The 23,249-nt window shown below is 49.1% G+C and carries 19 protein-coding genes; 7 read left to right on the top strand and 12 right to left on the bottom strand.

Annotation, left to right across the window (positions count from 1 at the left end):
* Nucleotides 1-89 precede the first annotated feature (89 nt).
* The 7 genes from H6G00_RS36740 to H6G00_RS19915 all read right to left on the bottom strand — a co-directional run bounded on the left by H6G00_RS36740 (nucleotide 90) and on the right by H6G00_RS19915 (nucleotide 10,129).
* Entirely contained in the window at nucleotides 90-1,817 is a 1,728-nt protein-coding gene (locus tag H6G00_RS36740; RefSeq protein WP_347278206.1) for an imelysin family protein, read from the bottom strand.
* A gap of 369 nt (nucleotides 1,818-2,186) precedes the next feature.
* Nucleotides 2,187-3,896 (bottom strand): urease subunit alpha, encoded by a 1,710-nt coding sequence (ureC, locus tag H6G00_RS19940; RefSeq protein WP_190798080.1) that lies wholly within the window; start codon nucleotides 3,894-3,896, stop codon nucleotides 2,187-2,189.
* A gap of 263 nt (nucleotides 3,897-4,159) precedes the next feature.
* Nucleotides 4,160-5,650: a mannitol dehydrogenase family protein gene (locus tag H6G00_RS19935; protein WP_190798079.1), complete on the bottom strand. Its 1,491-nt coding sequence runs from the start codon at nucleotides 5,648-5,650 to the stop codon at nucleotides 4,160-4,162.
* 39 nt (nucleotides 5,651-5,689) lie between these two features.
* Nucleotides 5,690-6,796 carry a sn-glycerol-3-phosphate ABC transporter ATP-binding protein UgpC gene (gene ugpC / locus H6G00_RS19930; protein WP_190798078.1) on the bottom strand — a complete coding sequence of 369 codons (1,107 nt, stop codon included), beginning with the start codon at nucleotides 6,794-6,796 and terminating at the stop codon, nucleotides 5,690-5,692.
* A gap of 32 nt (nucleotides 6,797-6,828) precedes the next feature.
* The gene (locus H6G00_RS19925; protein ID WP_190798077.1) at nucleotides 6,829-7,659 is read right to left on the bottom strand and encodes a carbohydrate ABC transporter permease; all 831 of its coding nucleotides are present in this window, start codon (nucleotides 7,657-7,659) and stop codon (nucleotides 6,829-6,831) included.
* A 16-nt stretch (nucleotides 7,660-7,675) separates the two neighbouring features.
* Nucleotides 7,676-8,581: a sugar ABC transporter permease gene (locus tag H6G00_RS19920; protein WP_190644494.1), complete on the bottom strand. Its 906-nt coding sequence runs from the start codon at nucleotides 8,579-8,581 to the stop codon at nucleotides 7,676-7,678.
* A gap of 174 nt (nucleotides 8,582-8,755) precedes the next feature.
* On the bottom strand, nucleotides 8,756-10,129 hold the full coding sequence (locus tag H6G00_RS19915; RefSeq protein ID WP_190798076.1) for a sugar ABC transporter substrate-binding protein: 1,374 nt from the start codon (nucleotides 10,127-10,129) through the stop codon (nucleotides 8,756-8,758).
* A 237-nt stretch (nucleotides 10,130-10,366) separates the two neighbouring features.
* On the opposite strand from H6G00_RS19915, the gene H6G00_RS19910 reads away from it, so the two are divergent.
* A complete protein-coding gene (locus tag H6G00_RS19910) occupies nucleotides 10,367-11,182 on the top strand; it encodes an SDR family NAD(P)-dependent oxidoreductase (protein ID WP_190798075.1) in 816 nt (271 codons plus the stop codon).
* 173 nt (nucleotides 11,183-11,355) lie between these two features.
* Nucleotides 11,356-12,318, top strand: a complete 963-nt coding sequence (locus H6G00_RS19905; RefSeq protein WP_190798074.1) for a sugar-binding transcriptional regulator — start codon at nucleotides 11,356-11,358, stop codon at nucleotides 12,316-12,318.
* 33 nt (nucleotides 12,319-12,351) lie between these two features.
* On the opposite strand, the gene H6G00_RS19900 is transcribed toward H6G00_RS19905, so the two are convergent.
* From H6G00_RS19900 to H6G00_RS19880, 5 genes are all read right to left on the bottom strand, one after another.
* Nucleotides 12,352-12,591 (bottom strand): hypothetical protein, encoded by a 240-nt coding sequence (locus H6G00_RS19900; protein WP_190798073.1) that lies wholly within the window; start codon nucleotides 12,589-12,591, stop codon nucleotides 12,352-12,354.
* A gap of 222 nt (nucleotides 12,592-12,813) precedes the next feature.
* Nucleotides 12,814-14,280: a xylulokinase gene (gene xylB / locus H6G00_RS19895; protein ID WP_190798072.1), complete on the bottom strand. Its 1,467-nt coding sequence runs from the start codon at nucleotides 14,278-14,280 to the stop codon at nucleotides 12,814-12,816.
* Between the two features lie 52 nt (nucleotides 14,281-14,332).
* A complete protein-coding gene (locus tag H6G00_RS19890; RefSeq protein ID WP_190683883.1) occupies nucleotides 14,333-14,719 on the bottom strand; it encodes a response regulator in 387 nt (128 codons plus the stop codon).
* A gap of 34 nt (nucleotides 14,720-14,753) precedes the next feature.
* Nucleotides 14,754-16,751: a PAS domain S-box protein gene (locus H6G00_RS19885; protein WP_199318609.1), complete on the bottom strand. Its 1,998-nt coding sequence runs from the start codon at nucleotides 16,749-16,751 to the stop codon at nucleotides 14,754-14,756.
* Between the two features lie 99 nt (nucleotides 16,752-16,850).
* Nucleotides 16,851-19,259 carry a response regulator gene (locus H6G00_RS19880; protein WP_190798217.1) on the bottom strand — a complete coding sequence of 803 codons (2,409 nt, stop codon included), beginning with the start codon at nucleotides 19,257-19,259 and terminating at the stop codon, nucleotides 16,851-16,853.
* Nucleotides 19,260-19,388: 129 nt separating this feature from the next.
* Here H6G00_RS19880 and H6G00_RS19875 point away from each other — a divergent pair, with 129 nt between their 5' ends.
* The 5 genes from H6G00_RS19875 to H6G00_RS35590 all read left to right on the top strand — a co-directional run bounded on the left by H6G00_RS19875 (nucleotide 19,389) and on the right by H6G00_RS35590 (nucleotide 23,228).
* The gene (locus H6G00_RS19875; RefSeq protein ID WP_190798070.1) at nucleotides 19,389-20,282 is read left to right on the top strand and encodes a glucose 1-dehydrogenase; all 894 of its coding nucleotides are present in this window, start codon (nucleotides 19,389-19,391) and stop codon (nucleotides 20,280-20,282) included.
* Between the two features lie 18 nt (nucleotides 20,283-20,300).
* Nucleotides 20,301-20,837 (top strand): nuclear transport factor 2 family protein, encoded by a 537-nt coding sequence (locus tag H6G00_RS19870; RefSeq protein ID WP_190798069.1) that lies wholly within the window; start codon nucleotides 20,301-20,303, stop codon nucleotides 20,835-20,837.
* Nucleotides 20,838-20,852: 15 nt separating this feature from the next.
* Nucleotides 20,853-21,893 carry an aldo/keto reductase gene (locus H6G00_RS19865; protein WP_190798068.1) on the top strand — a complete coding sequence of 347 codons (1,041 nt, stop codon included), beginning with the start codon at nucleotides 20,853-20,855 and terminating at the stop codon, nucleotides 21,891-21,893.
* Between the two features lie 358 nt (nucleotides 21,894-22,251).
* On the top strand, nucleotides 22,252-22,677 hold the full coding sequence (locus tag H6G00_RS35595) for a transposase (RefSeq protein ID WP_242042390.1): 426 nt from the start codon (nucleotides 22,252-22,254) through the stop codon (nucleotides 22,675-22,677).
* A complete protein-coding gene (locus H6G00_RS35590) occupies nucleotides 22,644-23,228 on the top strand; it encodes a transposase (protein ID WP_242042389.1) in 585 nt (194 codons plus the stop codon). The genes H6G00_RS35595 and H6G00_RS35590 overlap by 34 nt, the downstream gene beginning before the upstream one ends.
* Nucleotides 23,229-23,249 lie beyond the last annotated feature (21 nt).

Here is a 23,249-nt window from a genome sequence, read left to right as displayed (position 1 = left end):
CATAAAGGATTTAAAGTGGCTCCAAGTACCTCAGAATGGGGATCTAAGGGGGCTGAAAGGACTTGTGTTTACACCCTATTCTCTATTTCTCACTGTTGCACCAGAGGTAAAACACGCTGTTCAAACGTTTCAAACAGTTCGATGACGCTGGTTTGAGCGGCTTCAATTTGTGGTCGGGCGCTGCGATCGCACAGGGTTTGCTCGATTGGTGCAGGAATTTCTGCTAATGCGGTTGATGCGGTTTCCATCTGCTGACGAATTTGGGCATCCAGGCTAGGATCAACTGCTACAACAAAATCGCTGAGGCTGCGACCATCCGTACCCGCTGCGGGAAATTCTCCTAGGTAAGCATTTTTGGCACTGAGCAAATTATTCTGAAAATCTTGCAGAGAGCTTTGGGCAAAGCGTCCCTCCAGCAGGAAGGGGTTTTGGGCTTCTAGCGCTTCGCCAATTTTGACGTTACCCAGTTCGTCCAAAATACCCATGATGCCTTGAACAATTTCTTCCCCAGCTGCCTGCACGGTGGGGTAAGCGCTGCTGCTTTCACCCGCGTTGACAAACTCACTACGATAAGCAGGATATCCGTCTACGCCTTCTGTCCAACTGCTCAACAGATCATTGGCGGTCTGGTCGAAAACGGGAGCGATCGCCCCCAAATACTCCAGTTCGCGAGGAGTAAATGCCTGCAAAGACTTATCACTTTCGGTGCCAAATAGCAAAAATCCGATGGCGTGGAAGCCCTTCTGACTAGTTTGCAAACCGTCGATGTACTCTGGCGTGAGTGTATCTGAGCTATTGAGAACAGCTTGCACATCTGCCTCGTTCAGCGGCCAGTCATCCAACTCTGCATCTAGTCCCAGGGATGCGGCTGGACCAAAGGCAAATGCTTCACTTTGCTCCCAAGGGGCGCGGGTCGCCAACCATGCTTGACGGGCAGCTTCTAGCGTTGTCTCATCAGGATTGCTGACAAATGCATCAATTGCGGTGGCTAAGTTACCCGAACGCTCTGTCAAAAGCTGGTAGTTGGGGATAATCAGTTGGTCAACAAAGTCTGTAATGATTTGGCGATCGCGAAATTGTCTTGCAGGCGGTAAAAATATCCTTGTTACACCCGTTGGTGTACCAGTAGCGCTGCTGCCTTCGCCACCTTCACCGCCTTCGCCGCCTTCGCCACCTTCGGTTTGTCCAGTGGGTGCAGCAGCTTCGCCGCCCTCCCCGCCTTCGGTTTGTCCAGTGGGCGCAGCAGCTTCGCCACCCTCACCGCCTTCGGTTTGTCCAGTAGGCACAGCAGCTTCACCGCCTTCGCCGCCTTCACCACCTTCGGTTTGTCCAGTGGGCGCAGCGGCTTCACCGCCTTCGCCACCCTCACCGCCTTCGGATTGTCCAGTAGGCGCAGCGGCTTCACCGCCTTCACCACCTTCACCGCCTTCGGATTGTCCGGTGGGTGCAGCAGCTTCGCCGCCTTCACCACCTTCGGTTTGTCCAGTGGGCGCAGCAGCTTCGCCACCTTCACCGCCCTCACCGCCTTCGGATTGTCCAGTGGGTGCAGCAGCTTCGCCACCTTCACCACCTTCACCACCTTCACCGCCCTCGCCACCTTGGACTTGCTCAGTTGGTGCGGGTTCTTCACCGCCTTCACCACCCCCTTCAACGGCTACAGCGGCGCAAGTATTGCTCTGGCTGATTAGCACAGGTGTTTCGCTCAGACTCTCTGAAACTTCAGCATTGGCAGGATCTGCAATGGTAAAGGCGATCGCCCCTGCATGAGCCAGGGCATAGGTACCAATTCCTGTCCAAATTTTTAGCCGTTTCCCCACAGTTTTCTCCTTGCTTTTTTGGAATAAAAATGCATTAATTCCCCAGCTTTTTACCTGGGACGTGTCATAAGCATGAAGTATTGTACCCCTAATTATTGAGATTTCTTCCCAATAAGAAATTAAATTCTTGCGCCAGTTCAGAAGTTTAGTCGCTTAAGCGAGAGCAACAGAAGTGAGAGATGCTTCAGAATCTAATCCTAAATCCGTCTCTGGAATAGCAGTAAATACTGTGCAAGCTCTATGAGTGATTACTTGAGCGGAATACAAAATGTGGCATACAGCAGCAGTGAGGTGTATCGCCGCTATATGCCACACAATTGAGAATCTCTATATTTAGGATGTAGGGTATCAGAACTCTAAAACAATTTCCTAAAACAGAAAATATCGCTGAGCCATTGGTAAAACAGTAGCGGGTTCACAGGTAAGCAACTCCCCATCAGCTCGAACTTCGTAAGTTTCGGGATCGACTTCCATCTGCGGTAGCGCATCGTTCAGTTTCATATCGCGTTTGGTGAGTTTGCGAATCCCGGAAACAGGAAGGGTTGCTTTTTGTAGCTTCAGGCGTTTTGGAATATCGTTGTCTAAACCCGTTTGAGAAATGAAGGTGAAAGATGTAGTGGCGATCGCCCCACCAAAACTACCAAACATTGGTCGCATGTGAACAGGCTGTGGCGTAGGAATGCTGGCATTGGCATCGCCCATTTGTGCCCAAGCAATCAATCCTCCTTTGATCACCATCTCTGGTTTTACACCAAAGAATGCCGGTCGCCACAGACACAAATCGGCAATTTTCCCTTCCTCAACGGAGCCAACATATTCAGCAATGCCATGAGTAATCGCAGGATTGATCGTGTATTTCGCCACGTAGCGCTTGGCACGGAAATTATCATTGCGATCGGAATCCTCAGCTAATGCACCCCGCTGCACTTTCATTTTGTGAGCCGTTTGCCAGGTGCGGATGACCACTTCTCCGATTCGACCCATTGCCTGCGAGTCAGAAGAAATCATGCTAAAAGCACCTAGATCATGCAAGATGTCTTCAGCCGCGATCGTTTCTCGTCGAATCCGCGACTCAGCAAACGCCACGTCTTCTGGAATGCCGCGATCGAGGTGGTGGCAAACCATCAGCATGTCCAGATGTTCCTCTAAGGTATTGAGGGTATAAGGGCGAGTCGGATTGGTGGAAGAGGGCAAGACATTTAACTCACCACAAACCTTAATGATATCTGGAGCATGTCCACCGCCTGCTCCTTCTGTATGGTAGGTGTGGATACAGCGATTTTTGAACGCAGCAACGGTATTTTCGACAAAGCCGGACTCATTTAAAGTATCGGTGTGGATCGCGACCTGAATGTCATACTCATCGGCAACGCTGAGACAGGTGTCGATTGTCGCGGGAGTGGTTCCCCAGTCTTCATGCAGCTTCAAGCCGATTGTGCCAGCGAGTACTTGCTCGGTTAATCCCTTGGGCTGAGAACTGTTGCCTTTGCCAAGCAGTCCAATGTTGACCGGGAACGCGTCGGCAGCTTGCATCATTCGATAAATGTTCCAGGGTCCAGGTGTGCAAGTTGTGGCCGCGCTGCCTGCGGCGGGTCCGGTGCCGCCACCGATCAAGGTCGTTACGCCAGAAGCGATCGCCACCTCAACTTGCTGGGGACAAATCATGTGAATGTGAGAATCGATTCCACCCGCAGTGAGAATTAACCCTTCTCCGGCGATCGCCTCTGTTCCAGGGCCAATGATGATATCGATATTGTCTTGGATGTAAGGATTTCCAGCTTTACCAATTTTGAAAATCCTGCCGTCTTTAATCCCGATGTCTGCTTTGACAATGCCCCACCAATCCAGGATTAGCGCATTTGTAATGACCGCATCTACCGCTCCATCTGTATTGGAAATGGGGGACTGCCCCATGCCATCCCGAATCACTTTACCGCCGCCAAACTTGACCTCATCACCATAGGTGGTGCGATCTTCTTCCACCTCAATGATTAACTCGGTATCCGCTAGACGGATGCGATCGCCTACCGTCGGTCCATAGGTTTCAGCGTAGGCACGGCGATCCATGCGGTAACTCATCGGGGCACTCCTTCACAGCACAACAAGAATGGCAACTCGCCCCAAGTACTATAGAGCAAGTCTGACTAGATATATAGTCAAACAGCCTACAGCAAATTGGGATACATCGCGTTGCTTGGTTGAGCGATCTTTGTCAGAAGACTTAGAGTTACCAGGCAGACGTAGGTTGGGTTGAGGAACGAAACCCAACAAGCGTAAAGATTGTGTTGGGTTTCGCTTTGCTTCACCCAACCTACAAATTTAGGTTAGACGTACTACTACAGTTAATGCTGCATGAGTTGAGCGAGGGTTTCTTTGACTCCAAGTTGATCAAAATTTTGTAAGTGTTTTGCAACCGTTTTGACGAAGTGAGACGACTGGGATAAGTCTCCAAAAATTTCAGTGAGTTCAAACAAAGAGTGAGGATCAGAGCCACCCGTGTTAGCCCGCTGGGTCAACACATCTGCCATTGCATCGTCAATGGGAATGGGGTTGCCCTGCTCATCCTGTCCTTTGAGATAGCGAAACCAGGCGGCGATCGCCAAACTCATGTATTCAACTGCTCCATTCTGGTTCAATGCATCTCGCACCGAACCTAAGAGAAACTTGGGAATCTTGGCGGAACTGTAGAGACACAAACGCGGTAGTTGGTCACGAATTTTTGGGTTGGCAAACCGCTCAATCAAAGTTTTCTTATAATCATCCAGGTCGATGCCAGGAACTGGCTGCAGGGTAGGCGTGACCTCGTTCATCAGGCGATCGACTGCTTGCCGAATCAGTGGATCAGCCATTACGTCATGCACATAGGTGTAACCGACCAATGTGCCGAGACAACCAATCAGCAGATGACTGGCATTCAACAGGCGAATTTTCATCATCTCGTAGGGATGAACATCGTCGGTCATTTGAACGCCAACACTTTCCCAATCAGGTCTTCCGGCACAAAAATTATCTTCGATTACCCACTGTAAAAACGGCTCCGCAACCACTGGAAACCCGTCTTCAATGCCAAACTGAGTTCTCACCATTTCAACGTCGGCAGGAGTCGTTGCAGGTGTAATGCGATCGACCATGTTGTTTGGAAAGGTGACATTCTCAGCAACCCAATGAGCTAATTCTGGGTCTTGCAACTGGGCAAAGGAAATCAGCATTTTTTGAGCAATTTTGCCGTTTCCCTGCAAGTTATCACAGGACAATACGGTGAATGGCTTGTATCCTGCTTGCAAACGTTGACTGAGGGCAGCGGTCAGAAAACCAAACACCCCAATAGGCTCATTCGGATACTGTACATCGTGCTGAATGGTGGGATGATTGACATCCAGTTCGCCCGTGCCTTCAATGTAGTAATATCCTGCTTCGGTAATGGTGAGTGAGACAATTCGGCATTTTGGATCAACCATTGCGTTAATCACGGCTTGCCGATCGTCCGGAGCAAACAGGTATTTTGTAATTGCACCAATGACGCGGGCGCGATCGCTCTCTGGTGATCGCTCCACCAATGTGTACAAGCAGTTCTGAGACTGAAGCGCATCCCGCATTTTCTTGTCATATTCCAGCAAGCCAATCCCACAAACTCCCCAGTGGCGATCGCTCGTTTGATGTAGATAGTTATCGAGATATAGCGCCTGATGAGCGCGATGGAATCCACCGACCCCAATGTGAACAATGCCATTTGTGACCTGATGGCGATCGTATTTAGGAATTTGAACGGTATCGGGTAAATGGGGTAGAGATTGCTCATTCAGCTTTGTTACTGCTGTGCGATGAGTATTCATATTGTTTACTTACACAGTTTTTCTATTTACGCGGTTTATTCAAACAGTGAGAGGACGTAATTCGGCTCTAGGAATAGTCATTCCCTGAGGGTCAAATAAATGACAGCGATCGCCATTCAGATAAATCGGCACCTGATCGTGTAGTTGCACCGGAGTATCTCCGTTCGTTTTCACGACCATCGTGTCGCCACCGGGCAAGTTGACGTAGGCAAAGGTTTCTCCTCCCAGCCGCTCAACCACTTTGACTTCTCCGTGAATGGTGGCATTGGTGCGATCGAACCGCAGGTGTTCAGGACGAATACCAAGCGTGGGGCGATCGCCCAGGGTTAGGTTTCTGGGCTGTACGGGAATAGAAATCGTTTCGCCACCCGGAAGTTTGACCGTTGTTGCAGAACTGTTGACATCTGTGACGGTTACCGTCAAGAAGTTCATGCGGGGTGAACCAATAAATCCAGCCACAAACAAGTTATGGGGATGGTGATACAGGTCTAAGGGTGAACCTACCTGCTCGATCACGCCACCCTGCAACACCACAATTTTGTCTGCCAGAGTCATTGCTTCTACCTGATCGTGAGTTACGTAGATCATGGTCGATTTCAAAGTGTCGTGCAGGCTAGCCAACTCAATTCGCATCTGTACCCGTAATGCCGCATCCAGGTTTGACAAGGGTTCATCAAACAAAAATACCTTTGGATTTCGCACCAGTGCCCGACCGATCGCCACCCGCTGCCGCTGTCCTCCAGACAATGCTCTGGGTTTGCGATTGAGCAACGGTTCCAACTGCAAGATTCGAGCAACGTCCTGTGCCCGTTCATGCCGTTTTGCCTTCGGAACACCTGCCAAGCGCAGGCTAAATGCCATATTCTCAGCAACGGTCATGTGTGGATACAGCGCATAGGTTTGAAACACCATTGCCAATCCCCGCTTATCGGGCGGCACATCATTCATGCGATCGCCATCAATCAGTAAGTCACCAGACGTAATTTCCTCTAACCCAGCAATCATCCGGAGCAGGGTTGATTTGCCGCATCCAGATGGACCTACAAACACTACAAACTCACCATCGTTGATATCGAGATCAACTCCTTTGATCACATCAACGTCGGTATATCGCTTGCGAATATCTCGTAACGTAACGGTTGACATAGAAGACTCCTATTGATGCATTGAACCAGAATCTATTTCACAGCCCCAAAAGTCAGACCCCGAACAAGCTGCCGTTGGCTGAGCCAGCCAAAAATCAGGATGGGAGCGATCGCCAGCGTCGAGGCAGCAGACAACTGTGCCCAAAACAAGCCCTGAGGACTGGAGAATGACGCGATAAAAGTGGTTAATGGAGCAGCATTAGTGGTGGTTAAATTCAAGCTCCAAAAAGCCTCATTCCAAGACAGAATGATGGCAAGTAGTGCAGTCGAGGCAATACCCGGCAACGACAGCGGCATCAACACATGAAACACTTCTTGCTTAGGGGATGCACCATCCATCCGTCCCGCTTCGAGAATATCTTTGGGAACGTCTTTAAAGAAGGTGTAGATCATCCAGACCACGATCGGTAAGTTGATCAAGGTGTAAATAATGGTTAATCCAATTCGTGTATCAAGCAAATTGGAGTCCCGGAATAACAGGTAGATCGGAACCAATACCCCCACAGGCGGCAGCATTTTTGTGGAGAGCATCCACAGCAATGTGCCTTTGGTGCGTTTCGTGGGAAAGAACGCCATTGCGTAAGCAGCAGGAATCGCCAGGATAAGCGCCAACAGCGTAGAGCCAACGGATATGACAATACTGTTCATGGCAAATGAGAAATAATCTGCCCGTTCCTGAATCGTGACGTAATTCTCAAAGGTCGGTCGAAAAAAGAGTTTGGGAGGAAGAGCGATCGCTTCAACTTCAGTTTTGAAGCTGGTGAGAACCATCCAGAAAATCGGGAAGAACAAAAGTGCGGCTGCCAGCCAGCCTAGAGCAGTTACGAATATGTAACGATAGCGTTTTGAGGATGCGGATGACATGAGTTGAATTCCCTCACTAAACGTCCAGATTACGAGCAACAAGACGCATTAAGAAGATCGCCACAATGTTCGCCAGGATGACGGCAATTAAACCTGCGGCTGACGCGCCACCGACATCAAATTCAAATAAGGCTCTGAGATAGATGAAATAGGCGAGGTTCGTTGTTGCTAGTCCAGGACCACCGGAGGTGGTGACGAAAATCTCGGCAAAAATGGTGAGAAAGAATATCATCTCAATCATCGCCAGAACTGCGATTGCCCGTCCCAAATGGGGCAAGGTGATAAACCGAAAAATTGCCGTTGACTTTGCCCCATCCATGCGAGCAGCTTCTACCTGTTCGTGATCCAAAGATTGAATTGCTGTGAGTAGAATCAACAGGGCAAACGGCAACCACTCCCACGACACGATCAAAATCACCGACAGCATGGGATATTGAGCAAACCAGTCAATCGACCCCAAGCCTAGCGATCGCGTCACAAAGGCAAACAGTCCGTTGACCGGATGCATCAGCATATTTTTCCAGATCAAGGCACTCACCGTCGGCATCACAAAGAAAGGGGCGATCGCCAACAGTCGGGCAATGCTGCGTCCCCAAAATTCTTCGTTGAATAGAACGGCTAAAAGAGTTCCCAGGGCGATCGTAATGACCAGGACAGAACCCACCAGTACCAGCGTATTGAAGATCGAGATCCACAGTGACGAAGTGGAAAGCAACGAAATGTAGTTGTTTAGCCCTACGAAACCAGTATTTGCTGGGTTAAGTAGGTTGTACCGCTGAAGTGAAAACCACAGCGTCATCAACAGCGGCACAATCATCCAGATCAGCAAAACCAAGACAGAAGGTGCAACCAGCGGCAGCGTTGCTACCTGCCGTTTAGAGGTCTTTGTATTGTGAGGCTTAACTGCCAATGTAGAGGACATAGCTTTTAAGAGTTAATGTGGGAATCCTGTAGGGTGCGTTAGGCAACGCCGTAACGCATTGTTGTAATTGAAGGCACGTACCTATTGCGATCGCCTTACATCAGGCGTGATTTGAGCTAATCGAGGTGCGTTACGCTGAACGCTAACGCACCCTACCCGATAACGAGAACTAAGCTACGAGATGTAACCTGCTCGTTTCATCGTTTCTACTGCATTAGCTTGAGCTTGCTGCAACGCTTGATCCACTGAAACTTGCCCCGTTAGTGCTGCTGCAAGGGTCTGTCCGACCTGGGTTCCGAGCGCCTGGAATTCAGGAATCGCAACAAACTGCACTCCTTTGTAAGGCACCGGGTCGGCGGTTGGTTTGCTAGGGTCAGCAGACTCGATCGAGGTCAACACAATATCAGCAAACGGAGCCGCTTCTTTATACTCTGCCTGCTCATAAGTTGAGCGTCGAGTTCCGGGAGGTGCAGCAACCCAGCCCCGCTCTTGAGCCACTAGTTGCACATAAGGTTTAGAGGTTGCCCATTGGATGAAGGTCTGAGCCGCTTCAGGCGATCGTGTCGAAGCAGGAACCGCCAGCGACCATGCCCACAGCCAGTTAGAACCGTTGGGATAGCTTGCAACAGGCGCACGAGCAAAAGCAACAGTATCAGCTACCTGAGATTCATCTGGATCGGCAAGTTTACCCGCAGCAACGGTTGCATCAATCCACATCCCACAATTGCCGGTCGAGAACAGAGCCAAGTTTTCATTAAACCCATTAGAACTGACTCCCGGCGGTCCATACTGGTTAAGAATATCAACGTAGTACGTTAACGCTTCTCTCCACTGTGGGCTATCCAAAGTAGGCTGCCAGTTCGTATCAAACCATTTGCCACCAAAGGTATTTACCATTGTGGTGAAGAACGCCGTATTCTCACCCCAACCGGGCTTACCGCGCAAACAAATACCATACACGCCATTATCAGGATCATGTACCGCTCCTGCCCATTCTCTCACCTGCTCATAGGTCGGCTGATCGGGCACCGTGATACCTGCTTCATCAAACAAGTCTTTGCGGTAGTAAAGCATTGAACTTTCCGCATAAAAAGGCAGCGCATAGAGCTTGTCTTCATAGGAAAGTGCATCGCGTACAGGAGACAGAATGTCTTCTACGTCATACTCTGCGGGCAAATTCTCAAACGGAAGTAACCAGCCCTGCTCTGCCCAAATGGGTGTTTCGTAAGTGCCAATAGTGAGTACGTCAAACTGACCACCCCGGTTGGCAATGTCGTTGGTGACGCGCTGACGCAGCACGTTTTCCTCTAACACAACCCATTTCAAGCTGATATTAGGATTCTCTTCCTCAAACTGTTTTGAAAGATCTTGCATGACCACCATGTCGCTGTTGTTGACTGTGGCGATCGTCAAAGTTGTATTCTCATTTGCCTGCGAACCCGATGCCCCTTCAGAATCCTGTGAACTGGGCGAACAGGCATGGATTTGGACTAGCAGAATTCCTATCAGGAATGCCGCAATCATTTTAGCGAAGCGAAATTGACGCATCGCACGACTCCTTTTTTATTAAAAATCTAATCACGACAAACTGTGCATGAAACGCTCGCACAACCGAATCTAAATTGGCAGCATTGAGTTGAACGTGGAGGGGCTTTCTTTGTTACAGAAGTTGATATTCTGCTCCAATGCTGAGCATTTGCTCAATAATTGAAATCATATCCGTCTCTCGAAGATTACTGAGAAAGAAAGCAACATTTGCAATATTTATTCACAAGGAATTAAAAGATGACGACTCAAGCAACCTATAACTTTTCAGGTAAAGCCATTCTGATCACAGGTGGTGCTGGAGACATCGGGCGGGCAACAGCCCATCGCTTTGCAGCAAATGGGGCAGGTGTGGTACTGGTCGATTTGAATGAGGCAAAGCTGGCAGATGTGGCACAGGAATTATCAAGCTTTGATGTTCCCGCTGTCACATTGCGCTGTGATGTAACGAGTTCTAGCGATGTGACCCAAGCCTTTACCAAAGCGGCAGCACAATTGAAACAGAGCGATCGCCAAGTTGATTATGTGTTCAACAATGCAGGGTATCAGGGAGTATTCGCCACAACAGATGAATATCCCGAAGATGACTTCCAAAAGGTGATAGAGATTAACGTTCTTGGGGTCTTTCATGTGCTGAAGGCGGCAGCACGACAGATGCGCCAATCAGGAGGGGGAGCGATCGTCAACATGACGAGTCATGCAGGGGTTTCTGGTCCCCCTAATATGTTGGCCTATGGCACTTCTAAATTTGCAGTCGTGGGGATGACGCAAACGGCTGCAAAGGATTTGGCTCCCTATGGAATTCGGGTGAATTCGCTTGCTCCCGCCTTGATTGGACCTGGGGCAATGTGGACACGACAGACCGAACTACAGGCAGCGGTAGGATCTCAGTACTTTGATGTTGACCCCAAAGTAGTTGAGCAGCAGATGATTAACTCTGTTCCATTGCGACGTTTGGGGCATTTGGAGGAAGTCGCCAATGGGGTTGCTTTTTTGATGAGCGATGAGTCGAGCTATATTACAGGATTCAACTTGGAGGTAACAGGGGGAATATAGGCGATCGCCTCTTGAGCAAAAGCTTCATACTTGTTGATATGCCCAGAACGTAAATCTCTCATTCAGTAGATGTTCTCTCTAAATTGCTTTAGAAACGTCATAATTTTGGGCATAGACGATATTTTGACGGTGAAAGTGATTGTCTTCTTAGCCCTCCTTTCGATCAACGGCATATGAGAGAACCCTGGACAGAACGGCGCGATCGCAAACTTGACCTGGCAGCTCATGCGGCCTGGCTCTACTACATTGCCGGAAACACTCAAGAAGAGATCGCGACAAAACTCAATGTGTCGCGCCAAGCTGCACAGCGATTGGTTGCCCTGGCGGTGAGTGAGAAGCTGATTAAGTTTCGGCTCGATCATCCCTTGAGTGAGTGCATTGCGCTAGCGGAGTCTCTGCGCGATAAGTTTGGGTTGGCGCTGTGTGAAGTTGTACCCACTGATGCAGCTAATCAGGATAACCTGACGGGAATTGGAGTGTGTGCAGCCACTCATCTGGAATCTTATTTGGTCAACAAAACGCCGACGGTGATTGCCTTTTCGTCAGGTCGGACGTTGCGGGCAATGGTCGATCAAATCTCGTCTATGTACCAGCCCCAACACAAAATTGTCTCTATCATTGGCAACATGTCCCAATATGGGCGAGCAGGACGCTATGAAGTCGTGATTCACTTAGCCGATCGCGTCGGTTCTCAGGTTTACCCCGTTCCAACTCCGGTCGTGGCTACCAGCGTTGAAGAACGAGATCTACTGCAAACGCAGCGATCGTTTATTGCGGTCAAAACATTGGTAGAGCAGGCAAAAGCGACCTATGTTGGTATTGGTCAGATTGCCTGGAATGGACCGCTGCACAATGATGGGTTCATTAATGACAACGAACTCACTGAGCTGATTGAACTGGGCGCTACAGGTGAGATTGCCGGATGGGCATATGACCAGCACGGCATTTTGCTGAAACAGGGAACAAACAACCGGGTGGCTGGCGTTCCGCTGGAACAACCGGCAAAGCGGCTAACAATCGGTTTAGCGAATGGCGCTAAAAAAGCCGATGCAATCTTAGCGGCTTTGCGCGGTAAATTGATCACCGGATTGATTACTGACGAAGCCGCCGCTGAAGCAATTCTTAGCAAAATTTGAGCGTGGGAAATATCTCTCGTCGCTCTTTCGTTCCTAGCTGGAAGCCAGGAATGTAGTTCTAGAGGCTCTGCCTCCTACAGCTAGAGGAGGCAGAGCCTCCAGCTTGGCATTTTCAGGTAAAGCCTGGAAACGAGGCAAAGACCGATCGCCATTGCTAACTAACCTCGTTTCATACAGTCGCTTTCCTTGCAGCGGGTTTCGCTTGTGTAAACCATAAATTTCTGTAAGGGCAGTTCGCGTGCCGTTACCTACGGGACTTAACCATTTGATCATTGCTGTAGGTTAGGAAGAGCGATCGCACCTTCTTAAGAGCATCATCGGTTGCAGGAAGAGCCACATTCAGTAGTAGTATGTCGAACTTAAGATGTTGGGTTTCGCTCTGCTCCACCCAACCTACAAATAGCAGAACCGTAGGTTGGGTGAAGCGCAGCGGAACCCAACGTTTTAGACTTGCTGCACTACTACGAATTCTGCCTGTTATTTAATTTTCATTCCTTAGCGGATAGCTTTAAGGGCTTTGTACAAAGATCGATGCTGCTTAAGTGCTGTGTCATAAACAGAATTTTGTTCAGGTTGAACTCTTGCGCTGCTACCAGGAATGAGTTTAAACACACTTTCTAAATCGGCATAGGCTCCAGCTCCTACCATTGCCAGTAGAGCGGCTCCATAGGCGGCTCCTTCTTCGGTTTGAGGCATGACCAGTTCTGTTCCGAGAACATCAGCCAGAATTTTGACCCACACTGGCGATCGCCCCCCACCTCCAGTAACCGTAAGTTGATGCACAGTTGCGATCGCATTCACGATTTCCAATGCCTCGCGCAAACCCAGCGCTACACCTTCTAACACTGCCCTGACTAAATCTGCCTGTGTATGGGCGAGAGATAGGTTTGCCCAGGCTCCACGGGCATCCGGGTCAAGATAAGGACTGCGTTCTCCAGATAGGTGTGGCAAAAACAAAACGCCATTTGCCCCAGGAGGCGATTGATCCGCTAACGTCATCAAATCTTTGAAGTCTACTTTGGGAGCAAACGTGTCACGATACCAGCGCAACGCACCTCCGGCGGCTAAAGTAACTCCCAATAAATGATAGCCACCATCTGCATGACAAAACAGATGCACACGTCCCTCTGGGTCTGGCGTGGGGCGATCGCACGGAACAAAAATTACCCCTGACGTGCCAATACTTAATCCCCCTCGGTTCAAGTTGTTGGATGAGATACCCAGCCCGATCGCAGCAGCGGGATTGTCGCCTCCACCTGCAATAACGGGTAAGCCAGCGGGAAGTCCTATTTGACTGGCAATATCAGGTTTTAAGCGACCTGCGATCGCTGTAGACGCAATGACCTGGGGAAACAAGTTTGGTGAAATCTGAAGTGCATCGAGTAAATCAGTATCCCACTGGCGTTTTGCCAGGTTTAAACAGCCGATACCCGATGCATCAGATGGCTCCGTCACCGATTCTCCAGTTAGTACATAGCCCAGATAATCTTTAGGCAGCAAAATCTGTTGTACCTGAGCATAGGCTTGTGGCTCTTCTGTCCGCAGCCACACTAATTTAGGAAGCTGAAACCCAGTAATGGCAGGATTGCCAGTGCGTTGAATTAATTTCTGTCGAGGAATGATATGTTCAATCTCTTCTACTGCCTTGCCGGTACGCTGGTCATTCCATAAAATTGCCGGACGAATCACATTTCCTGCTGCATCGAGAGGAACCATGCCGTGCATCTGACCGGATAGCCCCAGGGCAATGATTCGATGACTTTCTAGCTGTTGAGCCAGAGTGGACAAGGCAGTTAGGCTGACCGTTACCCAGTCGGATGGATGTTGCTCTGTCCAACCTGGTTTTGGGGTAAGCAATGGATAGCTGCCTACTGCCTGCGCGACTAACCTCCCCTGCAGATCGACGGCGATCGCCCGTACACCCCCTGTCCCTAAATCCAGTCCGATGACGATATCACCCATCTTTTTGTCCTAATTTATGGCTTCTATCAATCTCCCCCACACGTCCATGCTATCAGCGTTCTAATGTCCAACCCAACGCAGTAGCAACTTGACCAGCCAGTTCGAGCGGGTTAAAGGGTTTGGCGATCGCCGCAGTCAGCCCCATTTGTATATAGCGACGACGGTCAGAAGATTGAATCTTTGCCGTCAATAAAATTACGGGAATCGCTTTTGTGGCTGGATTTTCCTGAAGTTTCTGAAAGGTTGCAATGCCATCCATATCAGGCATCATCACATCCAGCAGAATGGCATCCGGTTGCTCCGTTTCGGCTTGATGCAAGCACTCCTGCCCAGAGCTGGCAATTAACACTTCCCAACCCGCTACAGTTTCCAGGCATACCTGCGCCACTTCCTGAATATACTGCTCGTTATCCACCACCAAAATCCGTTTTGCTGTCATCATTTCCTCCGAGTCACTGATTCAGGTCTGCTATTCATAAGGGTGAATCGGAGGGGTGAATTGGAAGGGTGAAATAGAAAGTACTGCCCTCACCCAAAACACTTTCAACCCAGATTTGACCGTTGTGCTGTTGCACAATGCTGCGACAGATGGCTAGTCCCAAGCCGGTGCCTTCATGATTGCGCGAGTCGGAGGAGTCTACCTGCTGAAAGCGCTCAAAGATGCTCTCCAGTTTATCTAAAGGAATGCCGCGCCCCTGATCTTTGACGGTAAACAAAACCAGTTCTTGCTGCTGTTGAACGGTTAACCAAACTGTATTTCCAGTTAGAGAAAATTTAATTGCATTGCTGAGTAAATTGGTGAGGGTTTGCACAATCCGGTCGGGGTCAGCCCAAAGTGGGATCGATAAACTGGCAACAGACAACGTTACTTCACCTTTATCAGCCAGGGCTTGTACCACATTCACGGCTTCTGTAATGAGGTCATCAACATTGCAGCATTGTTTCTCCATTTGCACTTGTCCAGATTCAATGCGCTCAATGTCGAGAATGTCATTGATCAAACGCACCAGGCGATCGGTGCTGTCTACTGCAATGTGCAACATTCGTTTGCCCTGCTGTGAGTCTGCCTTGAGTAGTCCACTGGCAAGCATTCCTAGCGAACCATGAATGGAGGTTAGAGGGGTGCGGAGTTCATGACTCACCACAGAAACAAACTCATTTTTCATCCGATCGATTAGTTTGCGATCGGTAACATCTTGCAGAAACACGGTATAGGATACTTCTCTATCTAAGTTCAGCTTAGAGATAGAGGCTTCTGCTGGAAATTCGCTACCGTCTTTATGGCGACCAAAAATTTCGCGCCGTTCTCCCATGCGGCGAGATTGCACCTCAGAGTGCCCGAAGTCAGCTACATGGTGTCGGTGTATTTGAGCAGTGCCTAAGGGTAATAGGATGTCGAGCGGTTGCCCGATTACCTCCGCTGCGGAATAGCCAAAGATTCTTTCTGCTCCCTGGTTAAATAAAGTAATATGCTGGTTGCGATCGATGGAAATGATGGCATCTTCTGCAATATCCAGAATTCCAGCAAACCGAGCCTGAGAAACCTCCAGAGCTTCTTGAATGCGCTTCCGTTCTTCTAGTTCTGATTGCAATCGTCTGTTGACCTGGAGTAGCTCTGCGGTGCGTTCTGCAACTCTCAGTTCTAAATTATTTTTTTCAATTTGTAAGGCTGCTTCAGCTTGTTTGCGAGGGCTGATATCCCTAATAGTACCTATCATTCGCACAGGTTCACCTGTTTCACTATAAAAAAATTTGCCTCTGCCCTCAATCCAGTGAGTACTGCCATCGGGCCAGATGACTCGATAAGTTTGGTTATAGTCGATTTGTTCTTGACGGGCCCGATCCACTGCTTCCATTAAACTCTCACGGTCTTCTGGATGGAGACAGGCATCAAAGGTTTCATAAGTCCCATCAAACGTACCGGGAGCTAAACCTAACAAGCGTTCATGTTCTTCAGACCAGATCAGTTGGTGAGTTAACAGGTTCCAGTCCCAGGTACCCATTTGAACGGCTTCTAAGGCTAACCGCAACCGTTGTTCACTCACTTTTAGGGCTTCTTCTGCCTGTTGGCGATCGCCCATTTCCCGTTCAAGGTCTTGATTGATGGCTGCCAAACTCGGAAAAACCAGTGCTTTAGGAAGTAAAAAGATGAGACAAATTGCTGTATAAAGCGAGACTGCCGCCGTAATTGCTTTGAGCGCCCCTGATAACCAGTAGGTTGGATGCCAGAGTGTCCATACCTCCATTAAATGGGTCGTACCACAGGCAACAATGAAGCTGCTAAAGAGCAAAAAGATCCAGTTAAAGGGTAAGTCTTTGCGTTTGCCAACAAAGTAGATTAGGGCTAGAGGAATTGAATAGTAGGCGATCGCAATTAAAGTATCTGATACAACATGAAGCCAAACTAACTCTGGCTTCCAAAGGTAACAATGCCCGTGGAGAATAAATCCCTCAGCAGTAAAAACTTGCATTAACTCCTGCATAATACCTCTCGAAAGAAGGCTAAATTATAGCCATTGGTGTAGTCTAAGCTACACTCCGGTGATGTGACCATTACCAGTCGTCTTTGCTCATAGAAGTGCTGAATTTGCAGCTTGATACAGTGTGTTTAAACTGTCTCCATTTTCGGGATATTGAGCTACTCCTGCACTAAATGTCAGCCGAGAAGTATCGAGCGATTGGGCTGCCCGTTTAGACGTATTAGAGTTAGGTGTATTAGAGTTAGGCATACCAGAATCTGCAAAAGACTCTTTCCGCAAGGCGTTTAGCAGATTCTTTAACCGCTGTGTACCGTCTTGCTTGTCTATGCCATACACTCCAATCACGAACTCTTTCTCACTCCAACGAGCCACTACATCTTCTGGCTCAAATGAGCGGCGCAACAGTTCTCCAGTTTGGCGTAGTATTTCATTTGCCGGGGAGTGACTTGTCAGGGAGTGATGGGGGCGATCGCCAGCCTGCTCAAATTGCTCTAAACCTAGAACAAATAGGCATAGAGGTTGATTATGCCGCTTTGCCAACCGGAGTAACTTATCTAGATCTTGAGCTGCCTTTTGCCGAGTTGAAACCTGAGTGAGTGGGTCAGTTTCAGCTAAGTTTTGCAAGAACCGGATTCGTTCTAGACGATTGATGATGCGCGTGACGAGTTCTGGCCCGACAATCGGTTTACTGACAAAGTCATCGGCACCGACCGAAAAGACCTGGTTTACAGTGTCAGCATCGGTATGCGCGGTGAGAAACAGAATCGGTAAGCTGCTCCAGCGGGAGTCATTTCGGACGATTTGGCAGAGGTCAATGCCGTTAATTTGCGGCATTTCAATATCTAGAATCAGCAGGCGAGGGGAGGTGGCTTCCAAGGTTTCCCAAAACTGGCGTGGATCGGCAAGGGTTGTGATGTTGAGTCCCCAGGGTTCTAGCAGCGATCGCACAATTGCCAACAGCTTTGGATCATCATCAACCACCATCACGCCCGCTTTTGCTTGATCTGCCTGATGTAGAACCTGGTTGATCGACTCCAGCACTTGTGAAAGCGGCAGCGATTTTTGCAAAAAGGTGCGTCCTCCCAATCGTGCTACCTCCAAGCGCTCCGTTAACTCATTATGTTCGGTGAAAATGATCGCCGGAATGGGAGGAACCTGTTTATTTAAATCAGCCAACAAAGTGAGGCTTTCTGCCATCGTTGGAGAAATGGCTGGATCTAGGAGCACGATATCGGGCGGTTGTAGATGAATCTTATCTCTAGCACGGGTTAAGTTCGCTGCAACTTCGGCATGAAATCCCCAGGCTGGCGCTTCAGCAATAAGTCGATTGGCTAGGGGGCGATCGCGATCCACAATCAACAGCAATGGATGCTCGTCTTCGATTGGGGTTTGGGTTGTATCTTCAGTTGTGGAACGCTCAACCTCCTGCCGCAGCAAGCTGACCCACTCTTGCAGATAGGTGACTTCATCCTGGCTCAAGGGCGATTCGGTTTTGAGCGTTTGTTCAATCCATCGGGCTAGTTGCGACCCCTCGGACAAGCCAAATGTGCCTAAAGAACCTGCTAACGTATGAGCTTCCTGCTTGGCTTGTTGCCATAATTCTGAGTCTAATTGCTGCTGCTGTAGCGCGGAAATGGCTGTTTCTAATACCCCAACCTGCTCACCCACCCGCTCCTTAAACCGATACCAGACTTTGCTGACCAGTGCCAGAGTTTGCTGTTGAGTCGGCTGACTAATTTGAGCGAGTGAATTTTGGATAGAGGAATGGAGTGTTTCTGTGTCTCGCTGCTCTTTTGAGTCTGGGTGGCTTTTTTCGACTTGCTGTTTTCCAAGTTTCAGGCGATAGCCGATGCCATAAACTGTTTCGATCAAATCGGGCGGGGCACCTTTTGCTTTTAACTTTTGTCGCAGTCCTTTAATGTGAGTCCTAACGGCTTCGTCACTGGGAATTTCTCCAAATGACCAGAGATTTTCCAAAATTGCCCCACAGCTAAATACACGGCGGCTGTTTCGCAAAAATAGCTCTAGCAGTGCGTATTCTTTAGCTGTGAGCGATACTGGTTTGTCACGATATGTTACCTCACAACTTTTGGGGTCAAGCTGCAAGTCTCCCCACTCCAACACTGATTGGGCGATTCCCTGGTTGCGACGCAGCAAGGCTCGAATTCGGGCGGCTAATTCTTCTGGGTCAAAGGGTTTTACGACGTAATCGTCTGCGCCTGCATCTAAGCCGATCGCCTTGTCTTGGCTACTATTTCGAGCCGTTAGCAGGAGAATAGGCATTTGATGTCCGTGCGATCGCAACTGTTGACATAGGCTAATCCCATCTTGTTTAGGCAGCGTCACGTCTAGCAAAATCAGGTCATAGGCAAAGGCTTCTGTTAAATCCCAGGCTGCTTCACTTGTTGCGACTGTTTCGACCGTATAGTTTTGGTTGGCAAGTGTTGCGACTAGTGCTTCGGCTGTGAGTTTGTCATCTTCTACTACTAAAATCTTCATGAATTTAAAGCGCAACTTTAAAGCGGCGATCGCCCTAGCAACAAAATAGCAAGAATTTCCTAGACTGTTTGAGAACATTGCCTGTATCCTGCTGATTACCGATTTTTGAGCAAGATAGGTAGAAGCATGATGTCAGATATTAGTCGTCGCCGAATCCTGACTACGGGAGCAATTGGGGTAGCTGGATTTGCAGCGGCGATCGCCACTCAAACCGCTCAAGCCAACACCCAAAATCCGCCAGAGCCGCAGGCAAGTGTGAATCCTAATGGTCGCTTTGCGGGTAAAATCGTCCTGATTACAGGAGCCACATCTGGAATTGGAGAAGCCACCGCTCGCGCCTTTGCTGCTGAAAGTGCTACCGTTCACTTTTGTGGTCGGCGCGAAACCTTAGGAGAGCAGGTGGCTCAAAGTATCCGGGATGGCGGCGGTAAGGCTACTTATCAACGAGCTGACGTGCGGGTTGAAGAGGATGTGAAATCTTTTGTTGATACCTGTGTGGAGCAATACGGAAAGATTGATATCGCCTTCAACAATGCTGGAATTGAAAGTTCTCCCAGCACCATTGCCGATCGCCCCCTAGCTGATTGGATGGATGTCATGATGACTAATGCCACAGGCGTTTTCCTATCTATGAAGTATGAAATTCCCTACATGTTGCGTCAGGGGGGTGGAGTGATTGTCAATAATGCATCTGTTTCTAGCCATGTCGGCTTTGCCACAATCGCCCCTTACAGTGCCAGTAAACACGCTGTACTCTCACTCACGAAAGTGGCAGCGCTAGAATATGCAGATCAAAACATTCGCATCAATTCAATTGCACCAGGTGCAGTCGATACCCCCATGCTACGACGTGCTCTAGCTGCATGGAATACTGACTTTGAAACTGTTTCACAAGACTATCCGATTAAGCGAATTGTTATGCCTGAGGAGATTGCGAGAAGCGTTATGTTTCTTAGTTCTGATGATGCAAGCTGCATCACAGGTACAGATTTAGATGCAACAGGCGGTTATCTCACAAAATAACTTACGCAGAACATAACAATGGCTAATGGACAAACCCGCAAAGATTTTCTGAAATTTGGAGCCGTTTCTGCTGTTTCATTATTTCTGGGAAGCCAGAGTTCTTCTAGAGAGGCGATCGCTCAAACTCCATCAACCGATCATCCTAATGTGGCGATCGTGCAGCGCTATTATCAAGCTTATGGGCGCGGCGATTTAGCAACAGTTCGAGAAATTTTTGCTCCAGATATTACATGGATTATTCCAGGTCATCACCCTCTAGCTGGAACCAAGCGCGGAGTAGATGAAGTACTTGCTTTTTTTGATCAGCTTGCCAAAGCACAGTTTAAAGCAGAGGTACTTTTTCTTGGAGGTAACGATAATTATGTTGTAGATGTACATCGCGGTTGGAGTAATTTGGAGCAAGACGAAAACATTGATGAGCTGTGGTCGCTGCTATTCCGGATTGAAAATAGCCGCATTGCAGAAGCCATTAATTTTCCTGGAAACCAACACGTGGCTGACGCATTTTTCTGGAAGACCTATGCTCTGAAGCCCATCCCAGACCGATTAGTGTAGTAGAGGATCTTTTTTGTGCAATACACCACACTTGGAAAAACAGGTTTAGTTGTTTCACGCCTTTCCTTTGGCGCAATGACTTTTGGCGAAGGTCAACTTGTGCCTGGAGTGACCAATGATATTGACCAGATGGCAGCAGATCAAATGATCGGACGAGTTCTGGAGGCTGGAATTAACCTGTTTGATACGGCGGATGCTTACACCAATGGCCAATCTGAAGTTATCCTCGGCAAAGCCCTGGCAAATCACCGAGATGAGGTAATCATTGCCACTAAAGCGGGCTTTCGAGTAGGTAACGCGATTACTGATACAGGTTCTTCCTATCGTCACATCATGGTGGCAGCCGAAGCCAGCCTAAAACGGCTAAACACAGACTATATTGACCTCTACCAGCTTCACATTCCTGACCCGATTACCCCCTTAGAGGAAACCTTACGCGCTCTAGAGGACTTGGTGCGGCAGGGTAAGGTGCGCTATATCGGCTACTCCAACTTCCCATCGTGGAAAGCGGCCAAGATGGTAGGAATTCAGAAACAGTACAACTATGCTCCATTTGTTGTGGCTCAAATGTATTACTCACTGTTGGGGCGTGACTTGGAGCATGAAGTGGTTCCCTTTGTGGAAGATGCGGGAATTGGTGTGTTGGTCTGGAGTCCCTTAGCAGGTGGCTTTTTGAGCGGTAAGTACACTCGCGAAAATCCAAACCCAGAGGGGGCAAGGTTAAATGAGTTTAAACTTCCCCCGATTGATGTGGAACAGGGCTATGACGTGGTGGACGTGACTCGCCAAATTGCTCAGGAACATGGGGCTTCCCCGGCACAGGTGGCGATCGCCTGGATTCTCACTAAACCCTTTATCTCTTCAGTTATCGTTGGCGCCAACAAAATGCACCAGCTTGAGGACAATCTGAAAGCCGCAGATCTGCCCCTCTCCGCCACAGAGATTGAGCAGCTTGATCAGCTAACCGCTCCTCGTCCTGTTTATCCAGGATGGATGCAGCCATTAGGATGGGATGCCAAGGTGAAATCGGCTTTGGATGGTTCAGATAGTCATTAACCTAAATTTCATACCAAATCTGTCTGTAGAGTAGCGACATCGGTAGGGGCGAAGCATTCGGTTACAATCCTTGCAACTGAAGCACAATTCTTTTGCCGAATGCTTCGCCCCTTGTATGTAAGCGCAAGTATCAGTGAGACTGCTGATAGACCCGGTCAGGAGTGAAGTACTCTGATTCGCCCCTAAGGATAACCAAGCCCGTTGGTAGATTAGACCTCAGCCTGACGGTGCGCTTTGTTTCTTCTCCAGCGGAGTCTGAACGAGTATCACAGAGTGGTATCAACTCGACCACTACCCTGCATGACAAGGACAGAACCGCCATTGGAGTGGGCTTTTCTACGTCAAAGGAGTAGGTCAGATGGAGTGCAGCTATCTCGGTCTCGATATTGGTAAAACCAAAATTCATGCCGCTTTACTAGTGGGAGTGCGATCTGCCAAACGCAAAGTAGTTGCCAATGATGAGCGTGGACATCAAGAACTGGTCGAGTGGCTCAAACGGCAAAGGGTGGAGCAGTTGCACGCTTGTCTGGAAGCAACCAGTACTTATGGTCATGCGATTGCCCACTGCTTGCACGCCTGTGGCTATCGGGTGAGTATTGCCAATCCCAAAGCGGTGCAAGCGTATGGTCAAAGCCGCATGAGTCGCACGAAAACCGATGCGGTTGATGCCGTTCTGATTGCTCAGTACTGTCGTGACCTCAAGCCCCATGCTTGGACACCCCCGCACCAGAGGTGGAACAGTTGCAACAGATGGCACGGCGTTTACAAGCCCTCGACGGGATGATCGCTCAAGAGAAGAACCGTTTGGAAACCGTCTCTCAAGACTTGAGAGCGGACATCGAGTGTCATATTGCTTTCATGGCACAGCAACAGGACAAGCTGCGCCAACAGATGCAACAGCACATTGACCAGCATCCTCACCTCAAGGGGCAACAACAGTTGCTCGATTCGATTCCAGGCATTGGCAAAGATACCGCCGCTCGCCTGTTAGGGGAATTGGGCAATTGGCAAACCTTTGCTTCAGCTCGGCAACTGGCTGCTCATGCAGGCGTCACCCCGCAAGAGAAAACCTCGGGAACTTCGGTTCATGGCAAGCCTCGATTATCCAAGTTAGGCAATACACGGTTGCGAAAGCTGCTGTTCTTCCCAGCACTCACCCTATTGCGCTGGAATGATTCGATTCAACATTGGCGGGACTCCTTACTCAAACGCGGCAAAACCAAAAAGCAGGTCGTCGGCGCAGTCATGCACAAGGTTATTCGTTGGATCTTTGCTGTCTTGCATTCTCACAAGCCGTTTGACCCCAACCTTGCATTCCCCGTTCAACCTGCTTGACTTCAACCCATATCCACAGTA

The sequence above is a fragment of the Leptolyngbya sp. FACHB-541 genome (assembly GCF_014695875.1).
Taxonomy (GTDB): domain Bacteria; phylum Cyanobacteriota; class Cyanobacteriia; order Elainellales; family Elainellaceae; genus JAAUTN01.
The sequence above is the reverse complement of the archived record's forward strand: the minus strand, read 5'-3'. Positions and strand labels throughout refer to the sequence as shown.